Origin of the sequence: Anaerosolibacter sp. (assembly GCF_029240175.1) — a bacterium.
GTDB lineage: Bacteria > Bacillota > Clostridia > Peptostreptococcales > Thermotaleaceae > Anaerosolibacter.
Window position 1 is genome coordinate 44,807 of the sequence record NZ_JARBTM010000008.1, and the last position, 21,007, is coordinate 65,813.

At 39.9% G+C, this 21,007-nt stretch carries 21 protein-coding genes; 16 read left to right on the forward strand and 5 right to left on the reverse strand.

What is annotated here, in order from left to right:
• Positions 1 to 79 precede the first annotated feature (79 nt).
• The 5 genes from K0R93_RS07490 to K0R93_RS07510 all read left to right on the forward strand — a co-directional run bounded on the left by K0R93_RS07490 (position 80) and on the right by K0R93_RS07510 (position 3,826).
• Entirely contained in the window at positions 80 to 661 is a 582-nt protein-coding gene (locus K0R93_RS07490) for an RNA polymerase sigma factor (protein ID WP_300299792.1), read from the forward strand.
• On the forward strand, positions 634 to 1,245 hold the full coding sequence (locus tag K0R93_RS07495; protein WP_300299573.1) for a hypothetical protein: 612 nt from the start codon (positions 634 to 636) through the stop codon (positions 1,243 to 1,245). The genes K0R93_RS07490 and K0R93_RS07495 overlap by 28 nt, the downstream gene beginning before the upstream one ends.
• Entirely contained in the window at positions 1,235 to 2,155 is a 921-nt protein-coding gene (locus tag K0R93_RS07500; protein WP_300299575.1) for a hypothetical protein, read from the forward strand. Before K0R93_RS07495 ends, K0R93_RS07500 begins: the two co-directional genes overlap by 11 nt.
• A 17-nt stretch (positions 2,156 to 2,172) precedes the next feature.
• A complete protein-coding gene (locus tag K0R93_RS07505) occupies positions 2,173 to 3,324 on the forward strand; it encodes a bactofilin family protein (protein ID WP_300299577.1) in 1,152 nt (383 codons plus the stop codon).
• Positions 3,325 to 3,637: 313 nt separating this feature from the next.
• Complete coding sequence (locus K0R93_RS07510) at positions 3,638 to 3,826, forward strand: hypothetical protein (RefSeq protein WP_300299579.1); 189 nt, start codon at positions 3,638 to 3,640, stop codon at positions 3,824 to 3,826.
• A 33-nt stretch (positions 3,827 to 3,859) separates the two neighbouring features.
• On the opposite strand, the gene K0R93_RS07515 is transcribed toward K0R93_RS07510, so the two are convergent.
• Positions 3,860 to 4,105, reverse strand: coding sequence for a hypothetical protein (locus K0R93_RS07515; RefSeq protein ID WP_300299581.1), 246 nt, complete (start codon positions 4,103 to 4,105; stop codon positions 3,860 to 3,862).
• Between the two features lie 392 nt (positions 4,106 to 4,497).
• Between K0R93_RS07515 and K0R93_RS07520 the strand changes: the two genes are divergently transcribed.
• Positions 4,498 to 4,950 (forward strand): hypothetical protein, encoded by a 453-nt coding sequence (locus K0R93_RS07520; protein WP_300299583.1) that lies wholly within the window; start codon positions 4,498 to 4,500, stop codon positions 4,948 to 4,950.
• A gap of 81 nt (positions 4,951 to 5,031) precedes the next feature.
• Positions 5,032 to 6,093, forward strand: coding sequence for a tRNA (adenosine(37)-N6)-threonylcarbamoyltransferase complex transferase subunit TsaD (gene tsaD / locus K0R93_RS07525; protein WP_300299585.1), 1,062 nt, complete (start codon positions 5,032 to 5,034; stop codon positions 6,091 to 6,093).
• A 477-nt stretch (positions 6,094 to 6,570) separates the two neighbouring features.
• Here the strand turns inward: tsaD and acpP are convergent, their stop codons facing one another.
• The gene (gene acpP, locus K0R93_RS07530; protein WP_300299587.1) at positions 6,571 to 6,801 is read right to left on the reverse strand and encodes an acyl carrier protein; all 231 of its coding nucleotides are present in this window, start codon (positions 6,799 to 6,801) and stop codon (positions 6,571 to 6,573) included.
• A gap of 341 nt (positions 6,802 to 7,142) precedes the next feature.
• On the opposite strand from acpP, the gene K0R93_RS07535 reads away from it, so the two are divergent.
• Entirely contained in the window at positions 7,143 to 7,478 is a 336-nt protein-coding gene (locus tag K0R93_RS07535) for a DUF192 domain-containing protein (RefSeq protein WP_300299589.1), read from the forward strand.
• Positions 7,479 to 7,482: 4 nt separating this feature from the next.
• On the opposite strand, the gene K0R93_RS07540 is transcribed toward K0R93_RS07535, so the two are convergent.
• A complete protein-coding gene (locus K0R93_RS07540; RefSeq protein ID WP_300299591.1) occupies positions 7,483 to 8,709 on the reverse strand; it encodes an NAD(P)-dependent oxidoreductase in 1,227 nt (408 codons plus the stop codon).
• 134 nt (positions 8,710 to 8,843) lie between these two features.
• The gene (locus tag K0R93_RS07545; RefSeq protein ID WP_300299593.1) at positions 8,844 to 10,760 is read right to left on the reverse strand and encodes an ABC-F family ATP-binding cassette domain-containing protein; all 1,917 of its coding nucleotides are present in this window, start codon (positions 10,758 to 10,760) and stop codon (positions 8,844 to 8,846) included.
• Positions 10,761 to 10,957: 197 nt separating this feature from the next.
• Between K0R93_RS07545 and K0R93_RS07550 the strand changes: the two genes are divergently transcribed.
• The 5 genes from K0R93_RS07550 (at position 10,958) to K0R93_RS07570 (ending at position 16,072) form a co-directional block, all read left to right on the forward strand.
• A complete protein-coding gene (locus K0R93_RS07550; RefSeq protein WP_300299595.1) occupies positions 10,958 to 11,596 on the forward strand; it encodes a redox-sensing transcriptional repressor Rex in 639 nt (212 codons plus the stop codon).
• 556 nt (positions 11,597 to 12,152) lie between these two features.
• Positions 12,153 to 13,292 (forward strand): acyl-CoA dehydrogenase, encoded by a 1,140-nt coding sequence (locus K0R93_RS07555; RefSeq protein ID WP_300299597.1) that lies wholly within the window; start codon positions 12,153 to 12,155, stop codon positions 13,290 to 13,292.
• 166 nt (positions 13,293 to 13,458) lie between these two features.
• Positions 13,459 to 14,247, forward strand: a complete 789-nt coding sequence (gene etfB, locus K0R93_RS07560; protein WP_300299599.1) for an electron transfer flavoprotein subunit beta — start codon at positions 13,459 to 13,461, stop codon at positions 14,245 to 14,247.
• Between the two features lie 21 nt (positions 14,248 to 14,268).
• Complete coding sequence (locus K0R93_RS07565) at positions 14,269 to 15,495, forward strand: electron transfer flavoprotein subunit alpha (protein WP_300299601.1); 1,227 nt, start codon at positions 14,269 to 14,271, stop codon at positions 15,493 to 15,495.
• Positions 15,496 to 15,610: 115 nt separating this feature from the next.
• A complete protein-coding gene (locus tag K0R93_RS07570; protein WP_300299603.1) occupies positions 15,611 to 16,072 on the forward strand; it encodes a MarR family winged helix-turn-helix transcriptional regulator in 462 nt (153 codons plus the stop codon).
• Between the two features lie 28 nt (positions 16,073 to 16,100).
• Here K0R93_RS07570 and K0R93_RS07575 read toward each other — a convergent pair whose 3' ends face one another.
• Complete coding sequence (locus K0R93_RS07575; RefSeq protein WP_300299605.1) at positions 16,101 to 16,271, reverse strand: 4Fe-4S binding protein; 171 nt, start codon at positions 16,269 to 16,271, stop codon at positions 16,101 to 16,103.
• A 316-nt stretch (positions 16,272 to 16,587) separates the two neighbouring features.
• On the opposite strand from K0R93_RS07575, the gene K0R93_RS07580 reads away from it, so the two are divergent.
• The 3 genes from K0R93_RS07580 to K0R93_RS07590 all read left to right on the forward strand — a co-directional run bounded on the left by K0R93_RS07580 (position 16,588) and on the right by K0R93_RS07590 (position 20,968).
• A complete protein-coding gene (locus tag K0R93_RS07580) occupies positions 16,588 to 17,403 on the forward strand; it encodes an Asp23/Gls24 family envelope stress response protein (protein ID WP_300299607.1) in 816 nt (271 codons plus the stop codon).
• A 360-nt stretch (positions 17,404 to 17,763) separates the two neighbouring features.
• Positions 17,764 to 19,110: an NADP-specific glutamate dehydrogenase gene (gene gdhA / locus K0R93_RS07585; protein ID WP_300299609.1), complete on the forward strand. Its 1,347-nt coding sequence runs from the start codon at positions 17,764 to 17,766 to the stop codon at positions 19,108 to 19,110.
• 157 nt (positions 19,111 to 19,267) lie between these two features.
• Positions 19,268 to 20,968, forward strand: a complete 1,701-nt coding sequence (locus K0R93_RS07590) for an S-layer homology domain-containing protein (RefSeq protein ID WP_300299611.1) — start codon at positions 19,268 to 19,270, stop codon at positions 20,966 to 20,968.
• Positions 20,969 to 21,007: the final 39 nt, after the last annotated feature.

Here is a 21,007-nt window from a genome sequence, read left to right on the forward strand (position 1 = left end):
ATTTATTTTAGTAACTATTTTTTCATACAAAATAAAAACCCTTACGTAATGATAAATGAAAGGGTAAAGCGAGGTGGTAATGTTGCAGGATTTAGACCACAAAATCATAGAAGATGTGCTACAGGGTGATGGAGACAAGTTTGGAGAGATCATCGGACGATACAAAAATGGGGTGTACTCCATCTGTATGCGGATGGTTGGTGATGCGGAGGAAGCCAGGGATTTATCCCAGGAAACCTTCATCAAAGCCTACAATAATTTGCTGAAATATAACCCTGAGTACAAGTTTTCAACATGGATTTTTAAGATTGCAACGAACCTCTCCATCGACTATCTTAGAAGAAAAAAGCATCAAGCTTTGCCTTTGGATGAGAAACTAAGTATGCCCTATGATACAGCTAGTGCGGAGGATATGTATCTTCATCGATGCAACAAGGATGAAATCGAACGTGTGATACAGGAACTTCCCCCTGATTATAAAGCTTTGGTGATTCTGTACCACAAGGAGGGTCTCTCTTATCAGAATATCTGTGATGTAATGAAGTTGCCCATGTCAAAGGTAAAGAACAGACTGCATCGTGCTAGGAGCATGTTAAAGGAACGGCTAAAGGAAATTAAGGAGGAGGAATCTATATGGACTGCAAAAGAGCTTCAGAGCTAACGATGAAATATTTTGATCAAACCATCAATGATTTTGAAAAAAAAGAACTAGATTGTCATATAACAGCGTGCAGCACATGTAGGTTGGACTTCCAATGGATGAGGGAAGCTTTAGAGGGTGTTGAAGAACTAGAAGATTTTGAAGCACCGGAAAACTTTGAGATAGAGGTCCTTGAACAACTTGACTTGAAGCGGTATGAACCTAAGCCTGTTCCAAGCAAGATTCAGTTTTGGCTGGCTTTGACTGTGCCCTGTGTGTTTGCCATACTGAGTATTGGGTTTTACATTCGTTTTGGAACCATTGACTGGAAAGATGGATATACGGGTGCTGTCTCCTTTATGAGAGTGATTGACTTAGGAAATCGCATGTATGGTTTACTAGGTTTAACAGGGAAGGCCCTAGGAGAAACCTTCTTCGTATTTATAAAAGCACTAAAGTATATGTCGGCATTTTTAAACAGCCGAATGGGGATTTATATGACGATTGTAGCATTTCTATGCAGTATTTTGGTGTTCACCCAGTATGTATTGATAAAGCTGACAGATGTATTTGGCTATAGAGGAGGCAGATCCTATGAAAAATAAATGGATTCTCATGATGACAGTAACAATGATCTTGATAATTTCCATTACAGGTACTGTATTTGCTAGTAATGTGAGACAGGTATCGGATATGATAGGGGTTTTTGAAGATATCCATGTGCCAAAGGATACGGTGGTATATGGCAGTACCGTTGCAATTTTTGGAGATATACGCGTGGAAGGAAAGGTAAACGGCGATGCGGTTGCAATCTTTGGGAACATAAAGATCGATGGCAGCGTAAGCGGTGATACTGTGGCTGTGTTCGGTGGCATTAACGTTACAGAGCAAGGAAGCATAAGCGGAGATGCGGTGCAAGTGCTGGGTGGTAAGATGATTACAGCGCCGGGTGCCCGAATAGGTGGTGAAAAGGTTAGTGTTGCAAGCTTTAGCATCGGAGGACTTTCAGGTGTAAGTGCTTTACTGGCTTTGATATTTTTCTTGACTTTAGGAAAGGTTATTATTGGATACATTTTTTCAATCTTGGCTGTTTTATTGTTACCAGATCGTTTTGATCATATGTCCATTGCGGTGAATCATGATATGGGCAAAAATTTCATTATTGGGATTTTGGTTATTGTAGGCTTCTATGTATTGGCTGCTATATTGGTAATGGTTGTCATTGGCATTCCATTCCTATTACTGCTGATGCCGTTAATGGGATTCTTATCTTTTACAGGTAATACGGCAGTGAAGCTTGCCATTGGAAAAAAGGTGGAGACAGCGTTAGATAAAGATTGGTCTCAGATGATGGAGTTGTTTATTGGAACGTTGATTTATGGACTTATCGAGCTAACGATTGTTGGAAAGCCTTTGGTATTTGTGGGTAAAGCCATTGGTATCGGAGCGGTTATTGATAGTAAATTTGGAAAGCCTATCATCTCCTTAGAACCACCTAGGATGAATGACAATTAGAAAGGGAGGTTGCATATATGAAGGGACGGATATACCTACTGATTTTAGTGATTTTGATTGGCGCGATGCCGACGATGATCTTTGCTGATAACGGTCAGGCAGCCAACATCGTGATACAGCAAGGAGAAAGTGTAGCAAAAGACTTTTTCGGTGCTGGTGATAGTATAAGAAATGATGGTACGATTCAAGGGGATATGTTTGCTGCCAGTGGGGTACTTGAAAATACCGGGATTGTAAAGGGTGATATCCTTGCAGCAGGTGGCAGAAGTATCATCGGCGGAAGGGTAGAAGGTGACATAAGGATTGCATCAGGTAATGTGGTGATTGAAGGTGAGGTAGGCAAGAATGTAACAGCCCTTGCAGGAGATATCACTATTGGTGAAAATGCTGCAGTAGATGGAAGCATCAATGGGTTTGCAGGGAACATCATCATTGATGGAATTGTTGGCGGAGACCTAAGAAGTGGTGCAGGAACCGTTCAAATCAATGGGATCATAAAGGGGGATGTTCGATTAGAGACGGACCAGATTAATTTTGGCCCTAATGGAAGAGTCGAAGGAAATCTTACCTATAGCAGTGAGCATGAGCTGCGGATTCCTGAGGGTGTTGTTGCAGGAGAGGTTGAGTATAAAAAATCTCAGTTTCGGATAGATAATGATGCAAGACAGAAGGCTGAGGAAGGCATTAAGGTATTCAATATTGTTTGGAAAGCAGTGGGCATAGCAGCTTATTTGATTATTGCAGCAATTCTAACCTTGCTCTTTAGCGGGTTTATGAGACGAACCGCTGATACCATTCAAAAGAAGCCATGGCATGCTGTAGGAATCGGCCTTGTGGGATTGATTGTAACACCTGTGGCAGCTATTTTGTTCATGATTACAGTGGTTGGGATTCCTTTAGGGGTTATATCCTTCATTCTATATGGTTTAGCCATCTATTTGGCTAAACTGCCAGCAGCCCTTTGGTTGGGCAGACTGATCCTAAAGGGAGATGAAAAACCATTACTGCCAGTCATGCTTGGGGTATTTATCTTAAAGCTGGTATCGTATATTCCATATCTAGGAGTATTCACATCTTTTGTTGTGGTTTCCTTTGGAATTGGTGCATATCTGATGAACATAAAGGATGTTATCCAAGAGAGCAGACGTCCTAGAATAATAGAAGAATAGATGATAGTGGAAGCGGGTGATGTGGGTCACCCGCTTTTATAGTACGTTCTTCATGTTAATGTTAAAGCTGTAGGGGTCGCATAGTATGCGCCCCAAAGAAAGCGATCAGTATCTAGGCGGGTTGCATACTATGCAACCCCTACGATATTTTAATCTCGATCTTAATTTTGATCTGTATTTGGCATACATTTTTTATGTATTACGTAAAAGTTCCACTGCATTAAAACATGGTTTGCATATATAAAGCTAGTTTACAGATAATAAATTATGGGAAAGTAATTTCAAAATTAAAGAAATGAAGAGGTGACATAATATGGCGAGTAAAGAACAGCTCCATGCAGTAGCTTCTCTGTGCAGTGAATACAGTCCTGTAGAAGGCAGCGGGCTTACCTCCTCAGCCCAGTATCCCATCAGTTGTGAAAATTGTGGACACTTCACAAAGGAACATAAGTGTGATATCGACTTGGTGGACGAAATCCTCGTTGATATGGATCAAACATAAGTGCACATAAGAAAAATAAGCAACCTCCGTTGCTTATTTTTTTGAACGTGTTTCATCATCAATCTCTGTAGCATTTTCGTTGATGATCGAATTTACATAGGCTGTCTCATCAACAGGGGATAACATACCATCGGGCATGACATTTACTTCGCCAAGACGATGAAATAAGGATTCATTCTCCATAGAAGTATCTTGATTTCGGATATCCGGGTTTTCGTTTTGATTCTGATCTGCCTTGTTTGCTTCAGGTTGAGGCTGGGGACGAAAATCTTTTTCCATGGGCATCAGCTCCTATTATTGAATTTCCTATCCATATTAGTATCTCTGAAAAAAGAATAAGTATGAGAATAAAATTTAGTAGATGAAGAATGCGGTGTAAATGTCGCATAGACTAAGGTTAAGGCAAAAACCGTAGGGAACGCGCCCCCGTGCCGTTCCGCCATAGGCACCGTTAGATATTACCATCCTACAAACGGAAGGCCACGGGGGGCCTTCCCTACATAAATCAAAGGTAAGTAGGGATTTGTGGTCTTCGGGCGGGGGAACCCGCGCCCCTACTGTCTTTACTCAATCTTATTATGCATTTTCCTGCAAAGGCTTAATAAAAATAGAGAACGGGACATTAGCAAATTATTTTTTATCGCATATATAGTAGCATAGGGATTTTTTAGATGGATCGAGAGGGAGATGGCAATATGGGAGAAGAGGTTTCAAGACAAGCAATCAGCTTGTTCAACATGGATTATCTGTCTTCGGTAACTACCATGGTTTTGGCAGTAAATTTGATTACGCAAGTGATTAAAGAGATTTTTTTGAATGACAAAACAAAAGAAATGATTCCTAAGCTAATTTCATTTATAGCTTCTTTTATTGTAATTGGTGTACATCATTATGCACTATGGAATGAAAACCCCAACGTCTTTAGCCAATCATGGGTAGAACTGATATTCTTAATTTTTTTAAATACCATATTGATTGCTGCGTTATCCATGGGAAATTACAAAATACTAAATCTTACAAAAGAAAAGGAGATAAAGAAAATGCAGACCCAGGCACTGACCATGGAAAAAGAGACACAAATAACAGAACCAGCTCCCAAGAAAGAAAGAGGAGAATTATATTAGAAGATACAAATGGTTTTGCTATTTCCAAATGATTTGGATATAATAAAAAAGACATACAAAAGATAAGTGCAGGTGAGTCGAATGAGGGATGATAAAAGAGGAAAAAACGGAGAGTATCTGCTAACTTTAGCCATAGAAACAAGCTGTGATGAGACCTCTGCGGCCGTACTAAAGAATGGGCGAGAGGTTCTTTCAAATGTGATTTCTACACAAATAGAACAGCATAAGAAGTTCGGTGGTGTTGTACCAGAGGTTGCTTCTAGGAAACATGTGGAGAACGTGGATATGGTTATTCAGGATGCTTTGGACGAGGCAGGTGTGAATCTTAGTCAGATTGATCATATTGGGGTTACCTATGGCCCAGGCTTGGTAGGGGCTTTGCTGGTAGGGGTATCGACGGTGAAGGCCATGGCCTATGCTTTAAACATACCCCTAGTTGGTGTTAACCATATTGAAGGGCATATTTATGCTAATTTTATCGAAGATCCAGACCTTGAGCCTCCTTTTTTGTGCTTGATTGTTTCAGGGGGACATTCTCACTTGGCTTACGTAAGAGACTATGGTGAGTATGAAATTATGGGTAAAACCAGGGATGACGCAGTAGGTGAAGCCTTTGATAAAGTGGCCAGAGCCATGGGCCTGGGATATCCTGGGGGACCTATCATTGATCAGCTGGCAAAACAAGGGGATGCCAATGCAATCCACTTTCCACGGGTATACTTAGAAAATGATAGTTATGATTTCAGCTTTAGCGGCTTAAAATCGGCCGTTTTAAACTATTTAAATTCTCAAAGCCAAAAAGGGGAAGAAATCAAGATAGAGGATGTGGCTGCAAGTTTTCAACAGGCTGTCATGGAGGTGCTTATCCACAAGACATTAGAGGGAGCAAGACAAAAAAATGTGAATAAAATTGTATTGGCTGGTGGTGTAGCAGCCAACAGTGCACTTAGGGAAGGGATTAAGAAAAAAGCCGAGGCATTAGGCTTACAGGTAAGATATCCTTCCTTGCAGCTGTGTACAGACAATGCAGCCATGATCGGTTGTGCTGCATACTATAATTATTTGAAGGGCAACACGGCAGATTTATACTTGAATGCCGTACCCAATCTGAAATTGGGAGAGATATACGAAAGGTATAAATAATGCATTGTAGGTATAGAAATAACTGAACGGCACAGGGGCCGCTCCCTACGGCTAACTGGTGAAAGTATATAATTTTATTTTGTACATAACAAAACCCATGGTGTAAAAATCCGTGGGTTTTGTTATAGCTTTATAATCTTTTGATTTTAGGACCGTGTACCGTGCACCGTGTACCGAATGAGAAAGCAAGAATTACGATAACTCGAAATATGAATGACGGCAAAATAATTTTAACAACATGCCATTATCCTCAAAAAAATGTGGACAGACATGTGGATGAAATTGTGGATAATGTGAATAAATAAAAAAACATAGGGAAAACCAACTTTCCTATGTGGATAAATATGTGGATTCTGTGGAAAAAATGTGGATAAAAGTGCACAGAAATCCACTTATTATATATATGCCCAAAAGATGAAGAGTATAACGGAAATTTAAATAAAAAAGCGAATAAAAAAAGTAGTTTGGATACCCAAACTACATTTTTTCTTCAACATATTTTACAATATCACCAATGTTTTTGAATCCTTCAGCATCTTCGTCTGGAATTTCTACATCGAATTCGTCTTCGATAGCCATGATGATTTCAACTGCATCCAAGGAGTCAGCTTCTAAATCCTTCATCAAAGATGTTGCCGCTGAGATTTCAACATCATCATCCAATCCTAATTGTTCAATAATAATGTTTTTTATTTTTTCAAATACCATTTTGTATAAACCTCCCTTTAAAATTTGTATATTTCACCACCCCGGTGGGGTTTAACGTGTTTATTTTACCATATATGTATGAGAAATACTACAGAAAGATGCGTAAAACTGAGCGGATAAATAAACTTGTTATTCTTTACATTAAGTTTAACATATAACTTGGCAACTATACATGGGTTTTTCATCTTTTTCTCTAGAAGATGATTGGATGACATGTGGAGAAATGTTGATAAATCACTGGAACAGCAGGGAAGCAGGAACCTCTTCTACAATAGGATGAAAGAAAGTGGTTACAAACATACGATGAAAATAATACCATAAGTATAAAGAGAGGTGATCCTGTGTTAAAGAACGTATCTACAGGACAATTACTGATTCGTAACCTGGAACATGCCAATACACCAGAGAAAGCGACCCGAGGCTTATTAGGGAGAAGCAGGATCGATAACGACTATGGTATGATTATTTATCATTGTCAATCGATCCATACCTGTTATATGAAATTTGCCATAGATGTTGTTTTCCTAGATATAAATAAACGGATTATTTATATTGTTAAAGATATGGGCCCTTGGCAGTATACAGGCTATATCAAAGAGAGTGTATATGCTATCGAATCAAAGCCTGGGAGCTTTACAAATCACATCAAAATAAGAGACCAGCTGACATGGCAGTAGACCTTTATTTTAACTTCTCCTGGACATAGTGATGGATTTCCTCTGCCACGTCCCTGGCCATTCGAACAGCTTCCACCACATTTTTTGCTCCAGTTACCACATCACCAGAAGCATAAACTCCTTCTCGGGTAGTCATACCGTGGGTATCTGTAATCAATAGCCCCCGGTCATTGATATCAATGCCCTCGGTAGTAGAAACAATATTCTTCTGAGGTCCTTGGCTGGCGGCGATTAACACACTATCTGCAGGAATAATAAACTCAGAATCCGGTACGATTTGAAGATTGTCATCAACGATAGCTGTCTTGACGCACTTTATACCGTTGTCGAGAATCTCTATGGGGGAAGTGAAAAACTGAAATTTTACACCATCAATTTTTGCCATATCTATCTCTACATCCCGGGCAGGCATACTTTCCCGGTCGCGTCGGTAAAGGATCATCACGTCCTTGGCCCCATTGCGGATTACTGTCCTTGCTACATCCATGGCAGAGTTGCCACCCCCGACCACACAAACCTTGTTGCCTAAATTGTAGGCTTCTGGACTGCGGAGATAGTCAATGGCATAATGAACATGGCCCAGACTTTCGCCTTTGATACGCAAAACATTGGGCCGCCAAACACCAGTACCAATAAAGACTGCATCATAGCCATCTTCGAAGAGGGTATCGATGGTAATGACAGGACCAATGAGGGTGTTGGGTCTAATTTTTACACCCATGGATAGAAGTTTTTGTCCAATCTTGTCTAATATGTTTTTTGACAATCGGAACTCGGGGATGCCGTATCGAAGGAAACCGCCTACCCGATCTTGGGCTTCAAAAAGGGTTATTTTATGGCCTTTGCCTGCCAAATAGAAGGCTGCAGTCAAGCCTGCAGGACCAGAGCCGATAACGGCTATGCGGCTATCTAATGGAACTTTTGGCTCCTCGGAACCTCGTGTTAAGAAATACTCAGAGACATAGTTTTCGATATTACTAATCTTAACAGGATCTCCTTTTTTTCCAAGGATACAATGGCCCTCACATTGATGCTCATGGGGACATACAAGGGAGCATATGATGGAAAGAGGATTGTTTTCAAAAATCCTCTGACCTGCCTCATCAATGGAGCCACTCAAAAAACTGGAGATAAATCCAGGGATATCGGTGGCAATGGGGCAACCTTTTTGACATTGTGGGTTTTTACATTGTAAACAGCGTTGCGCTTCTTTGATAAGGTCTTTAGACATAGTGAGCCTCCTAAAAGTAATATATTAAGAGTAATTCTATTATATTTTAAAGAGTTTTACAATAAATATTCTGAGGACTGTATAATATTGCAAAAGGGACAGGTAAGCCTGTCCCTTTTGGTAGTGTATAATTATTATTCGATATATTCCTCCCATTTGCTGTATAGGACTTCTAGGGCTGTCTTCAGCTGGGTGGTTTCTTCATGGATTTCTCGGCTTCGTTGAGGATTTGAATAGATCTCTTCCTGACACATAAGGGCTTCTAAATCTGCAATACGTACTTCTGTGGCAGTGATTTCAGCCTCGATGGACGTTTGTTCCTGCTTACGTTTTTTTGTCTCTTCTCTTTTCTCTCGATCTTTCTTTTTCTCATCCTTCATTTGCGTTTTGGTTTTCCCACCTTGATTTTCTTCATCCATTGGGGTCTCAAGTTCTCGCTTTTTTTCCTGATAGTAGCGATAGTTACCCAAATATTGAAGGATACCATCTGGGGAAAGTTCTAAGATTTTATTGGTGACCTTATTCAAAAAGTAACGGTCATGGGATATAACCAACAAGGTACCATCATAGCCTAGTAGTGCATCTTCAAGAACTTCTTTAGACGCGATATCTAGATGGTTGGTGGGCTCGTCCATGAGAAGAAAATTTGCCTTTGATAAAACCAGCTTTAATAGGGCCACACGGCTTTTTTCACCGCCGCTTAGGGTAGAAATTATTTTAAATACATCTTCGCTGCTAAAAAGGAAGGAACCTAAAAGGGTACGAACTTCCGTCTGGGTAAATCGAATATTCTCCTGCCATATCTCGTCAATAATGCTGTTAGAGAAATTCAGATCAGATTGCTCCTGGTCATAGTAACCTAGGTTTACATGATGACCGATCTTAATGGTACCTGTATCATGGGGAAGTCTACCAAGCAGTATTTTTAATAATGTAGATTTTCCGATACCATTTGGTCCAATTAAACCAATCTTATCTCCTCGATAAACCTGAAAATCCACATCCCCAAAGAGCCGATGATCTCCGAAGGACTTACTGAGATTTTCTACCTTTAATACATCATCACCACTCTTAACCTGGGTTTCAAAACGGATTTTTGTTCGTTTATTGTACCATAGAGGGCGATCGATCACTTCCACATGTTCCAAACGCTTTTCGCGGCTTCTTGCCCTTTTTGCAAGCTTTTCTGTGCCATGCTGTTTAAAGCGGCGAATAATTTCCTCTTGGCGAAGAATCTCTTTTTGCTGGGATTCGTATTCTTTTAGCTGCTGTTCAAAAAGAATCTTTTTCTTATCTACATAGCTGCTGTAATTGCCTTGATAAATGGTCAAGGTGGTATTTTCAATTTCAAATACCTTATCTACAATCTCATCTAAGAAGTAGCGGTCATGGGATATGATGAGAATCGTACCCTTATATGTCTTTAGAAATCCTTCCAGCCATTCAGTGGCTTCAATATCCAAATGGTTTGTAGGCTCATCCAACATGAGGATATCTGGCTGTTTTAATAAGAGCTTTGCAAGGTTTAATCGGGTTTTTTGGCCACCGCTCAACTGATAAATTGGTTGGTCAAATTCCTCGTCGCGGAAGCCAAGGCCCTTTAGTACTCCCCGAAGCTCGCTGCGATAGCCATAGCCGTTACGATGCTGAAATTCATCAGACAGTTTGGCATAGGCTTCCATCAATCGGTTTAGTTCTTCGCTGTTATTATTCTCACCAGCAGCTGCAATATCTTGCTCTAGAGATCTAAGCTTTTCTTCCATGGCAATAAGTTCCTGGAAAACCTGCAGCACTTCTTGAAAGATGGTATTTTCCAAATTGAGCGTACTGGTTTGCGCTAAATAACCGATGGAAAGATTCTTAGACAGATAAATATCACCAGTATCGTGGGCATATTGACCCGTGAGTATTCTAAAGAGTGTTGTTTTACCAGCACCATTGGCTCCTACGATTCCTACCTTATCTCCCTGGTTGACAGAAAAGGAAATTTGGTCTAAAATCACATCTATACCAAAGGATTTTGCTAGATTGTTACAAGATAAAATAATCATAAAAATCCTCCAAAATTTTAAAGCATATGTTTCTATTGTATCAAAAAAGACATGTAAAGAAAATCCTTGCTCTCATAATGTGTACCATAAAGCGGCAGAATATATGGAAAGCGCATTTATGTAACCACAAATTGACAAAATTATGTCAGAATGTTATAATGTTAAACAAAAATCATATGAAATAGGAGAAGATTTGGATGGAGAGAGATAACGGGAAAATTTCCATGGCTGTAATCAGAAGATTACCGAAGTATCATAGATATCTAAAGGATTTACTGGATAGAAATATTACAAGGATATCATCCAAAGAATTAAGTAAGGTTATCGGCTTTACTGCATCCCAAATCCGACAGGACTTAAATAACTTTGGAGGCTTTGGACAGCAGGGGTATGGCTATAATGTAGATGCCTTATACGATGAAATTGGAAAGATTTTAGGGTTAGATAAAACCTATAATACCATTGTCATTGGCGCAGGAAATCTTGGGCAAGCTATTGCGAATTATACGAATTTTGAAAAATCAGGATTTGTGCCTAAAGCGATGTTTGACATGAATCCTAAGCTAGTTGGTTTAAAAATTAGAGATATAGAAATTCATGATATTGATACCGTAGAGCAGTATATACAGGAGAATAATATCGATATTGGGATTATCTGTACACCTGGACCCCAGGCACAGGGTGTGGCAGATCGATTGATCCGGGGAAAAATAAAAGGGATTTGGAATTTTGCACCTATTGATCTAATGGTACCCGATGAAATCGTCGTAGAAAACGTCCATTTAAGTGAGAGCTTGTTCACCCTATCATTCTTACTAAAGCATAGTCAATTATAAACATGAGAGTCCATCTTTTAAAGGTGGGCTTTTTTAGGCTGAGGCTGAGGTTGAGATGCTAGGGCGAGTATATAATGTAAAAGGGGAACTAAAAAAAAGTGAACTGTTGTGCGGAAAAATGGACAGTGTGTGAAAAAGCGGACGAATGTTAGTTATGTATTTAACAAAATATGAAGGATCGTTATAGTGATTGGTGAAGAGTGTACATAAATATGTACACTCTTTTTACATGGAATGAAAAAAAGTGAAATAAGATGGAAAATATTGAAAAAATCCATACCACCGTCATTCTGAGCGTAGTGAAGAATCTGTCTTTTGAAGTCATAGTTTCTTCGCTGCGCTCAGAATGACAGTTAGTATATGATTGAGCAGTTCCAGTTACTCACGGAGTTTTCTTGAGCTGTTACTGAGTTAGGAGCAAAGGTAAAGGATACAGTCCTTTCTATATAAATGATTAATTTTTAACGAAATTAACATATTGGCATAAAATATGCATATTATTTTCACTGAAGTTGTTAAAAAAATATCCATGTTAAATATAGAGGAGGGAATCGATGTGCAATTTCAATTAACCAGAGAGCAGGAAATGGTTAGAAAAATGTTAAAGGATTTTACAGATAATGAGGTAAAGCCTTTGGCAGCAGAGATCGATGAAACAGAGCGTTTTCCAATGGAAACGGTTGAGAAGATGAATCGTTATGGAATGATGGGGATGATTGTTCCTAAGGAGTATGGTGGTGCAGGTGCGGATGAAATCTCCTATGCCATCACAGTAGAGGAGCTTTCCAGAGCATGTGGTACTACAGGTGTAATCTGTTCTGCCCATAACTCTTTGGCTTGCTGGCCAATTTTAAAGTATGGTACAGAGGAACAAAAAAAGAAATATCTCATGCCGTTGGCGAAGGGTGAGAAAATAGGTGCCTTTGGATTAACAGAGCCGAATGCAGGAACCGATGCAGCAGGACAGCAAACCATTGCAGTATTAGATGGAGAGGAATGGGTACTGAATGGCACCAAGATTTTTATCACCAATGGCGGGGCTGCAGATACCTATGTTATTTTTGCCATGACGGACCGCTCTAAAGGTGTGAAAGGTATATCGGCATTTATTTTAGAAAAGGGAACACCAGGATTTAGCATTGGAAAAAAAGAAAAGAAGATGGGAATTCGAGGATCAGCAACGACTGAATTGATCTTTGAAAACTGTAGAATTCCAAAGGAAAATTTATTGGGTTCCATAGGTAAAGGATTTGGGATTGCCATGGCTACCCTTGATGGCGGAAGAATCGGTATTGCAGCCCAGGCTCTAGGAATCGCCCAAGGTGCATTAGATGAAACCATAAAGTATATTCAACAAAGAGAACAGTTTGGAAAACCAATCGGTAAATTCCAAGCGTTGCAGTTTGATGTGGCAGATATGGAGACAAAGGTAAATGCTGCACGATGGATGGTCTATAATGCTGCGTGGAGAAAATCAGCAGGCTTATCTTATGGAAAAGAAGCTGCTATGGCGAAATTATTTGCTGCAGAGACAGCCATGGCTGTGACCACAAAGGCTGTTCAGCTCCATGGTGGATACGGCTATACCCAGGATTATCCTGTAGAGCGTATGATGCGGGATGCAAAAATCACAGAAATCTACGAAGGAACATCAGAAGTACAAAGAATGGTCATTTCAGCTGCAGTAATAAAATAGCAGTACGATAGACCTGACATCCTAATAGATATTTATTTCTAGTAAATTTTGACCATATTCTTCGGTGCGCGGTACGAGGTGCGCGGAAAAGATTAAGGAAAAGAGAATGGTTTTACCGTGAACCGGTAACCGTGAACCGTATACCGAAAAAAGGAGGGCTCGAAAAATGAAAATAATTGTTTGTGTAAAACAAGTACCGGATACCAATGAAGTTAAGATAGATCCAGTGAAAGGAACACTGATTCGGGATGGTGTGCCAAGTATTTTAAATCCAGATGATAAAAATGCCTTGGAAGAGGCGCTGAAGTTAAAAGATCAGCAAGAAGATATCCATGTGACTGTCATTACCATGGGACCGCCTCAAGCGGATGAAATGTTGAGGGAATGCCTTGCCATGGGAGCTGATGAGGCCATACTCTTAAGTGACCGAGCTTTTGCAGGTGCGGATACATGGGCTACCTCCAATACGCTGGCAGCGGCAGTGAGGAAGATTGGTGCGTACGATATCATTTTTGCTGGTCGACAAGCTATTGATGGTGATACGGCTCAGGTAGGACCTCAGTTGGCAGAGAGACTGGGAATTCCTCAGGTGTCTTATGTACAGAACTTCCAGGTACAGGGAGACAACATTCAAGTGCAAAGAGCTTTAGAGGATGGCTATGAGGTAATTCAAGTGAAAACGCCGGTACTTCTTACAGCAATTAAGGAATTGAATCATCCAAGATATATGTCCATCGGAGGTATATATGATGCTTTCCGTTCTAAAGAAGTGAAGGTGTGGACTTCGTTAGATATCCAAGTGAACAAGGATGAAGTTGGTTTAGAAGCTTCACCTACCCAGGTAAAGCGTTCCTTTACGCCTGAGCCAAAGGGAAAAGGCATCATGCTGAAGGGTACAACAAAGGAAATGGTTGAACAGCTTGTTATAAATTTGAAACAAAAACATGTGATATAGGGGAGAAAAGGAGGGAGACAGATGGCGATTTTTATATTAGAAGATAAATGTATTGGTTGTAAGCTTTGTTTAAAGTCTTGTCCTTTTGATGCCATTAAGATGGTAGGCAAGAAAGCAGTCATTAACGATAAATGCGTTGCCTGCGGTGCATGTCTTGAGGCATGTAAGTTTGAGGCGATCATCAGAGAGGAATCAGAAAAGAGCAAAAAGGATCTTGCTCAATATAAGAATGTATGGGTATTTGCAGAGCAAAGACAGGGTAAGATCATGCCTGTTGCCATTGAATTGCTGGGAGAGGGTAGAAAGCTAGCAGATGAAATTGGTGTGAAGCTTTGTGCTGTATTGTTAGGAAACAAGGTAGAGGGCTTAGCCAAAGAGCTTACCCAATATGGAGCAGATACGGTGTATTTGGCAGAGCATGGGCTGTTGGAAACTTATACGACAGATGGCTATACAAAAGTAATTAGTGATATGATAGAAGAATTAAAGCCAGAGATTGTACTCATGGGTGCTACCCATATAGGAAGAGACTTGGCACCAAGAGTTGCAGCCAGGGTAGATACAGGATTGACAGCAGATTGTACAAAATTGGAGATCGATGCAGAGGACAAAAAACTATTACAGACACGTCCTGCTTTTGGTGGAAATATCATGGCAACCATCATTTGTCAAAACCATAGACCTCAGATGGCTACGGTACGTCCTGGTGTTATGGATAAAGCAAAGAAGGTAGAGTCCGGTTCTGGTGAAATTGTGGCTTTCCCTGCTGTATTAGAGAAAGAGCATATTCGTACGGAGGTTCTTGAGATTGTAAAGGCAGATAAGCAGCAGGTGGCTTTAGAAGAGGCAGAAGTCATCGTTTCAGGCGGTAGAGGTCTGGGTAAAGCAGAAGGCTTTGAAATCTTGAAAAAGCTTGCAAGTAAGCTAGGTGGTGTTGTAGGGGCGTCCCGTGCCACGGTGGATGCAGGTTGGATCGATCATGACCATCAGGTTGGGCAAACGGGTAAGACTGTAAAGCCAAGAATCTATATAGCCTGTGGAATCTCCGGTGCTATTCAGCACATTGCAGGTATGCAGAGCTCCGATGTAATTATTGCCATCAATAAGAATCCAGGGGCCCCTATTTTCCAGGTGGCTGACTATGGCATCGTAGGAGATCTTTACGATGTAGTGCCGGCATTGATTGAAGCATTAGATCGTGTAGATGATATAATGAGCGCATTAAAAGAGGTAGCAGCGACAGAATAATCAAAATTACGGGCAGTTGATCATGGCGACAGCTGACCCGTTTTTCTTTTTTACATTTGAAACACATTCTCAACTATGATATAATGACACCAATCTATAGCGTTGGGTGATGAAGATGGCAAACTACCATAAGGAAATTAATAAAATGATTGAACGTTTAGTACATCGGGTTTTAACCTATGATCGTACTGGATTTAAAGCGGGCATGAAATCGGAGACATTATCTCTATTGGACATATATATATTGAAGAAAATTGGAGAAGTAGAGTCGAAAAAGATTTATGAATTGGTCAATGAAATGGAGATGGATCGCGGTATAGTGGCCTCTTCTACCAACAAGCTCGTATCCTGTGGGTTTGTAGAAAAGCAGAAGTCACAAGAGGACAAAAGGGTATTTATCCTTCGATTGACAGAAGAGGGAAAATCCTTGTGGGAAAAGAATCAAAACGTCCATTCAGATCTCTTGAGTGTTGTTTTAGGAGAAATAACCTTAAATGAGGAAAAGGCAATTTTGAAGTTTCTGAGTAAAATGAATCAAAGAACCCTGCTCCGGAATGAAAAAAACCTTAGCCAATAGGCTAAGGTTTTTGTTTATGTAGAACAAATTAAGCTTGAACAGGAGCGTCTACTGGGCATACATTTGCGCATGCGCCACAATCGATACATCCGTCAGCATCGATTACATAAATGTCATCACCAGCGCTGATTACGTTCACTGGACATTCTGGTTCACAAGCTCCACAACTGATACAAGAATCATTAATTACATAAGCCATAATATATTCCTCCTTCAATAGATATCATAATATTTGTCTAAGACGACAATTGTATTATAGCAAAAGGTCCTGGGAAGGACAACAAAGAACAAATAAAAAAAATAGAAAAAAGCTAATATATAATGATTATCATTGTATGTCGGTGCACGCCACTCGCCCCTCGCTGCTCGCAAAACCAGCTAGTAGAAGTGGTAGGGTAAAAGATAATTTTTGTTTTTTGTGTGATTGTGGTAAAATATTTATAATTGCGCATACAATAAGAGCAGTTCTAGAGGCGATAAGCGAGTAGCGAGTGGCCGATTTGAGGAGGTTTTCCATGAAAGTTGTTGCCTTGGTCGGGGAAAGTGGTACAGGAAAAAGCTATCGTGCCATAACCTTGTCCCATGAAAAAGATTTGGATTGTATTATTGATGATGGATTATTAGTTCAGAAAAATAAAATAATTGCAGGAAAGTCTGCTAAGAGGGAGTCAACCGCAGTTGGTGCTGTGAAGCGTGCACTATTTCATGATGATGGACATCGGGATTTGGTAAAGCAAGCCATTCATGAAAGAAACGTGCAAGGTATTTTGATCCTGGGAACCTCAGAAAGAATGGTGAATAAGATTGCCCAGCGATTGGGTATTTCCCCTATTCAGGAATATGTATATATTGAGGATATTTCCACGGAAGAGGAGCGGAAGGCGGCTAAGAAACAAAGAAGAGACTTAGGAAAGCATGTTATTCCTGTGCCTACCTTTGAGATCAAACAAGATTTTTCAGGGTATTTTATAGATCCTCTTAAGATTTTACGACGCAGAAAAGATAATACCATTGATGTGTCGGAAAAGTCTGTGGTACGGCCAACCTTCAGTTATATGGGCAGGTATACGATTTCAGATAAAGTGATTAGTGACCTGGTGGCCCATGCGGCTTTAAAAATCATTGGCGTTTCTAAGGTAGCGAGAATCGATGTGGTGACTGGGCCTGATGGTGTGGTGATTACCATGGATGCCATCATGGTCTATGGGAATCCATTAAGGGTATTGGCAAAGCAAATTCAACAGCAGGTAAAAAAAGAAGTGGAATATATGACTGCGTTGAATATTCTGTCAATTAACATCACTGTAAAAAGTTTAGTCGTTTTGAGTTAGAGTGTTTACAAAGAAAAAAGGGTGTGATATTATAATCTAGGAACTGAGGCCATAAGAATAATCCTCAGAGGAAAACATTTTCACACCCTTTTTGTATGCTTTTGCATTTTTTTTTAATAGGCCTGGGTTAAAAAATTAACAAAATCAGATAATTGAATGAAACAAGGACAAAAAATGCAATACTATTCAAGAGAAAATGTAGATGTGGTGTGAACTCTACGAACTTTAAGGTTTTGATTTATTAACATGGCAATGCATCGTGTTTAGATGAAGCTTAAGAAAAACAAACTTGCATGGGTGTCTAAATCGCTGGTACATGCCGTGGGATTATTTTAAATAAAAAAAGGGAGAAGTGATGTCATGAATACTTACGTTCAACAAGTGCTTGAAACTGTAAAACAAAGAAATGCCAATGAACCTGAATTTTTGCAAGCAGTTGAAGAAGTACTACACTCTTTAACACCTGTTATCGAGAAAAGACCAGAATATCAAGAAGCAGGGATTCTAGAAAGAATGGTTGAGCCTGAGAGACAAATCATATTCAGAGTACCTTGGACAGATGACAACGGGAAAGTACAAGTAAATAGAGGTTTCAGAGTACAGTTCAACAGTGCAATCGGACCTTATAAAGGTGGAATCAGATTCCATCCTACAGTAAATGTTTCAGTAATGAAATTCCTAGGATTTGAGCAAACTTTTAAGAACTCTTTAACAGGTCTTCCAATTGGCGGCGGTAAGGGTGGTTCTGACTTCGATCCAAGAGGAAAATCAGATGCTGAGATCATGAGATTCTGCCAAAGCTTTATGACAGAATTATATAGACATATCGGACCAGATGTAGACGTTCCTGCTGGAGATATCGGTGTAGGCGGAAGAGAAATCGGTTTTATGTATGGACAATACAAGAGAATTAAAGGTGCATTCGAGAATGGAGTACTTACTGGAAAAGGCTTAACATATGGCGGAAGCTTAATCAGACCTGAAGCTACAGGATTTGGTGTAACATATTTTGCCCATGAGATATTAAAGCATGAAGGTGATACTTTCGAAGGCAAAACTGTTGCAGTATCAGGTTTCGGTAACGTAGCTTGGGGTGCATGTCAAAAAGTTGAAGAACTAGGCGGTAAAGTTGTTACACTTTCTGCGCCAGACGGATATATCTATGATCCAAATGGTGTAACTGGTGAAAAAATTCAATTTATTGCACAATTATTAAATGAAAATAAAGGCGCAAGCATCAAGCCTTATGCTGATAAATATGGCGTAGAGTTCTTCCCAGGACAAAAACCATGGGGTGTAAAAGTAGATATCATTATGCCATGTGCGATCCAAAATGATATTCAGATGGAACATGCTAAGCAAATCGTTGCTAATGGTGTTAAGTACCTAGTTGAAGGTGCAAACATGCCTACAACAAACGAAGCTGTTGAATATTTACTAGAGAATGGTGTAATTGTAGGACCTGCTAAAGCAGCAAATGCTGGTGGTGTAGCTACTTCAGCTCTAGAAATGTCTCAAAACAGCATGAGAATGGCTTGGACAGCTGAAGAAGTAGATGCGAAGCTTCACCAAATCATGATCAACATCCATAACAACTCCATGAAAGCTGCGAAAGAGTATGGCTTTGGATACAACTTAGTAGCAGGAGCAAATATTGCTGGATTCTTAAAAGTTGCAGAAGCAATGATCGCTCAGGGAATCGTATAGAACCGAGGTTGAGGCTGAGGTTAAGGTTGATAAAAGAAGAAGAACCCGGAAGGGTTCTTCTTCTTTTATTTCAGTTTGGCAACGAATATTACATTTTAGAGACAATAGGAAAAAATGACTAATTTTTATATTACAATAGAAGAGAGGAGGGATGTAAATGAGAAATAGATGGATATATAAAGTCTTATTGACATGTATAATATTTATTTTCGCTTGGAGTGGAACTGTCTTTGGTGAAGGGGTATCCTTATATACGCCAATGCCCCAAGGCAATGTTATGGTATCAAAGCCAACGATCAGCTGGCAGATCATCCTAAATAATAATGTAATTGAAAATATTGATATGAAGCTGGATGGTAATAAGGTAGAGGCGAAATATAATAAGGAGACAGCGTCTATCGAGTACATACCATCAGAAGCTATTAAAGGAGGGCGCCATACCGTAGATGTCAGTGTAGTATTAAAGGAATGGTCTAAACCTATTAGTCGGAGTTGGCAATTTACGGTGAGTGATCAGGCTGTAGAGCAGCTCTCCGCTCCCAATACAGAACAAAAAACGGCACTCGAATATGCGAATCAATATCGTGGACAATTTCAACTCACGCCATTTCAATTAGATCCATCGCTGAATGCAGCGGCTTCAGCCCATGCTGATTATATGACGATCAATCAAGAGCTTACCCATGTAGAATCAGCAAATCGAAAGGGTTTTGTGGGAACAAATCCTCAGGATCGGGCAGCCAGCTTCGGGTATACCAGCAGTTTTATCAGTGAAAATGTCAGCAGTGGGCAGAAAGACTATAGGGAGGCTGTTAATGGTTTGGTAGATGCTCCTTACCATCGATTTTCATGGTTAAATCCTTATCTGTCTGATTTGGGCTATAGCAGCCGTGACAAATATTATTCTTTCCTATTCGGCGGGAAAACGGCAGGAGAAGATCAACTGGTCGTATATCCCTTAGATCATCAAAAGGGAGTGACTGTTTCTTGGGACGGAAATGAAACACCAGATCCATTAAGAATTCATAGAAAAAAAGAAAAAGTTGGGTATCCTGTAACCCTATCTTATTTTACAGGAAAAAATATTGTCAAATTCTCTATAGATAAGGCCACGTTAAGCAACAGTCAAGGAAAGAACGTAGAAGTCTTCTTGAATACACCTCAGAACGACGATAATTTGAAGGATAGTATCATTATGATTCCCGTAGATTCTTTTGATATGGGTGAGAAATATACAGCCACAGTCAAGGGAAGCATCATTTTTGAAGATAAGACAGAGAAGAAGATTGATAAGACCTGGACCTTTGAAACTGCAATATTCACAGATGTATTTGATCATTGGGGAAGGAACGATATTCTTGACTTGGGAAGCAAAAAGATTATTACGCCAAAGAAAGGCTCGGAATATAGACCTGAGGATAAGATTACCAGAGCAGAGTTTGCTGAGTTTATCGTAAATGTTTTGGAAATTCCTGTAAAGGACTATGAAGGAATTTTCAAAGATGTAGGAAAAGAGACCAATAAGGCAGTCTTTGTTGAGGCAGCTTATCGAGCTGGTGTTGTAAAGGGAATGGGTGATGGAAGTTTTGCGCCAAATCGGTGGATTACGAGGGAAGAAATTTCTGCTCTTGTGATCAGGGCCTATGAGAAAAAAGGAAATATGGATAAGATTAAGGAACTGCCAGCCATTACCTTTGCCGACCGCTACTATATTAGTCCGTGGGCCTTAGGGGATATTAAGGCTGTGGTTCGACTAGGTATCATGAAGGGACGTTTAAACAATGAATTTGCGCCAAAGGATTACGCCACTAGAGCGGAAGCTGCTGTAATCATGAAAGGCTTATTGGGAGCATTATAGAAAAAGGATGGTAACGAAAATGTTACCATCCTTTTTCTA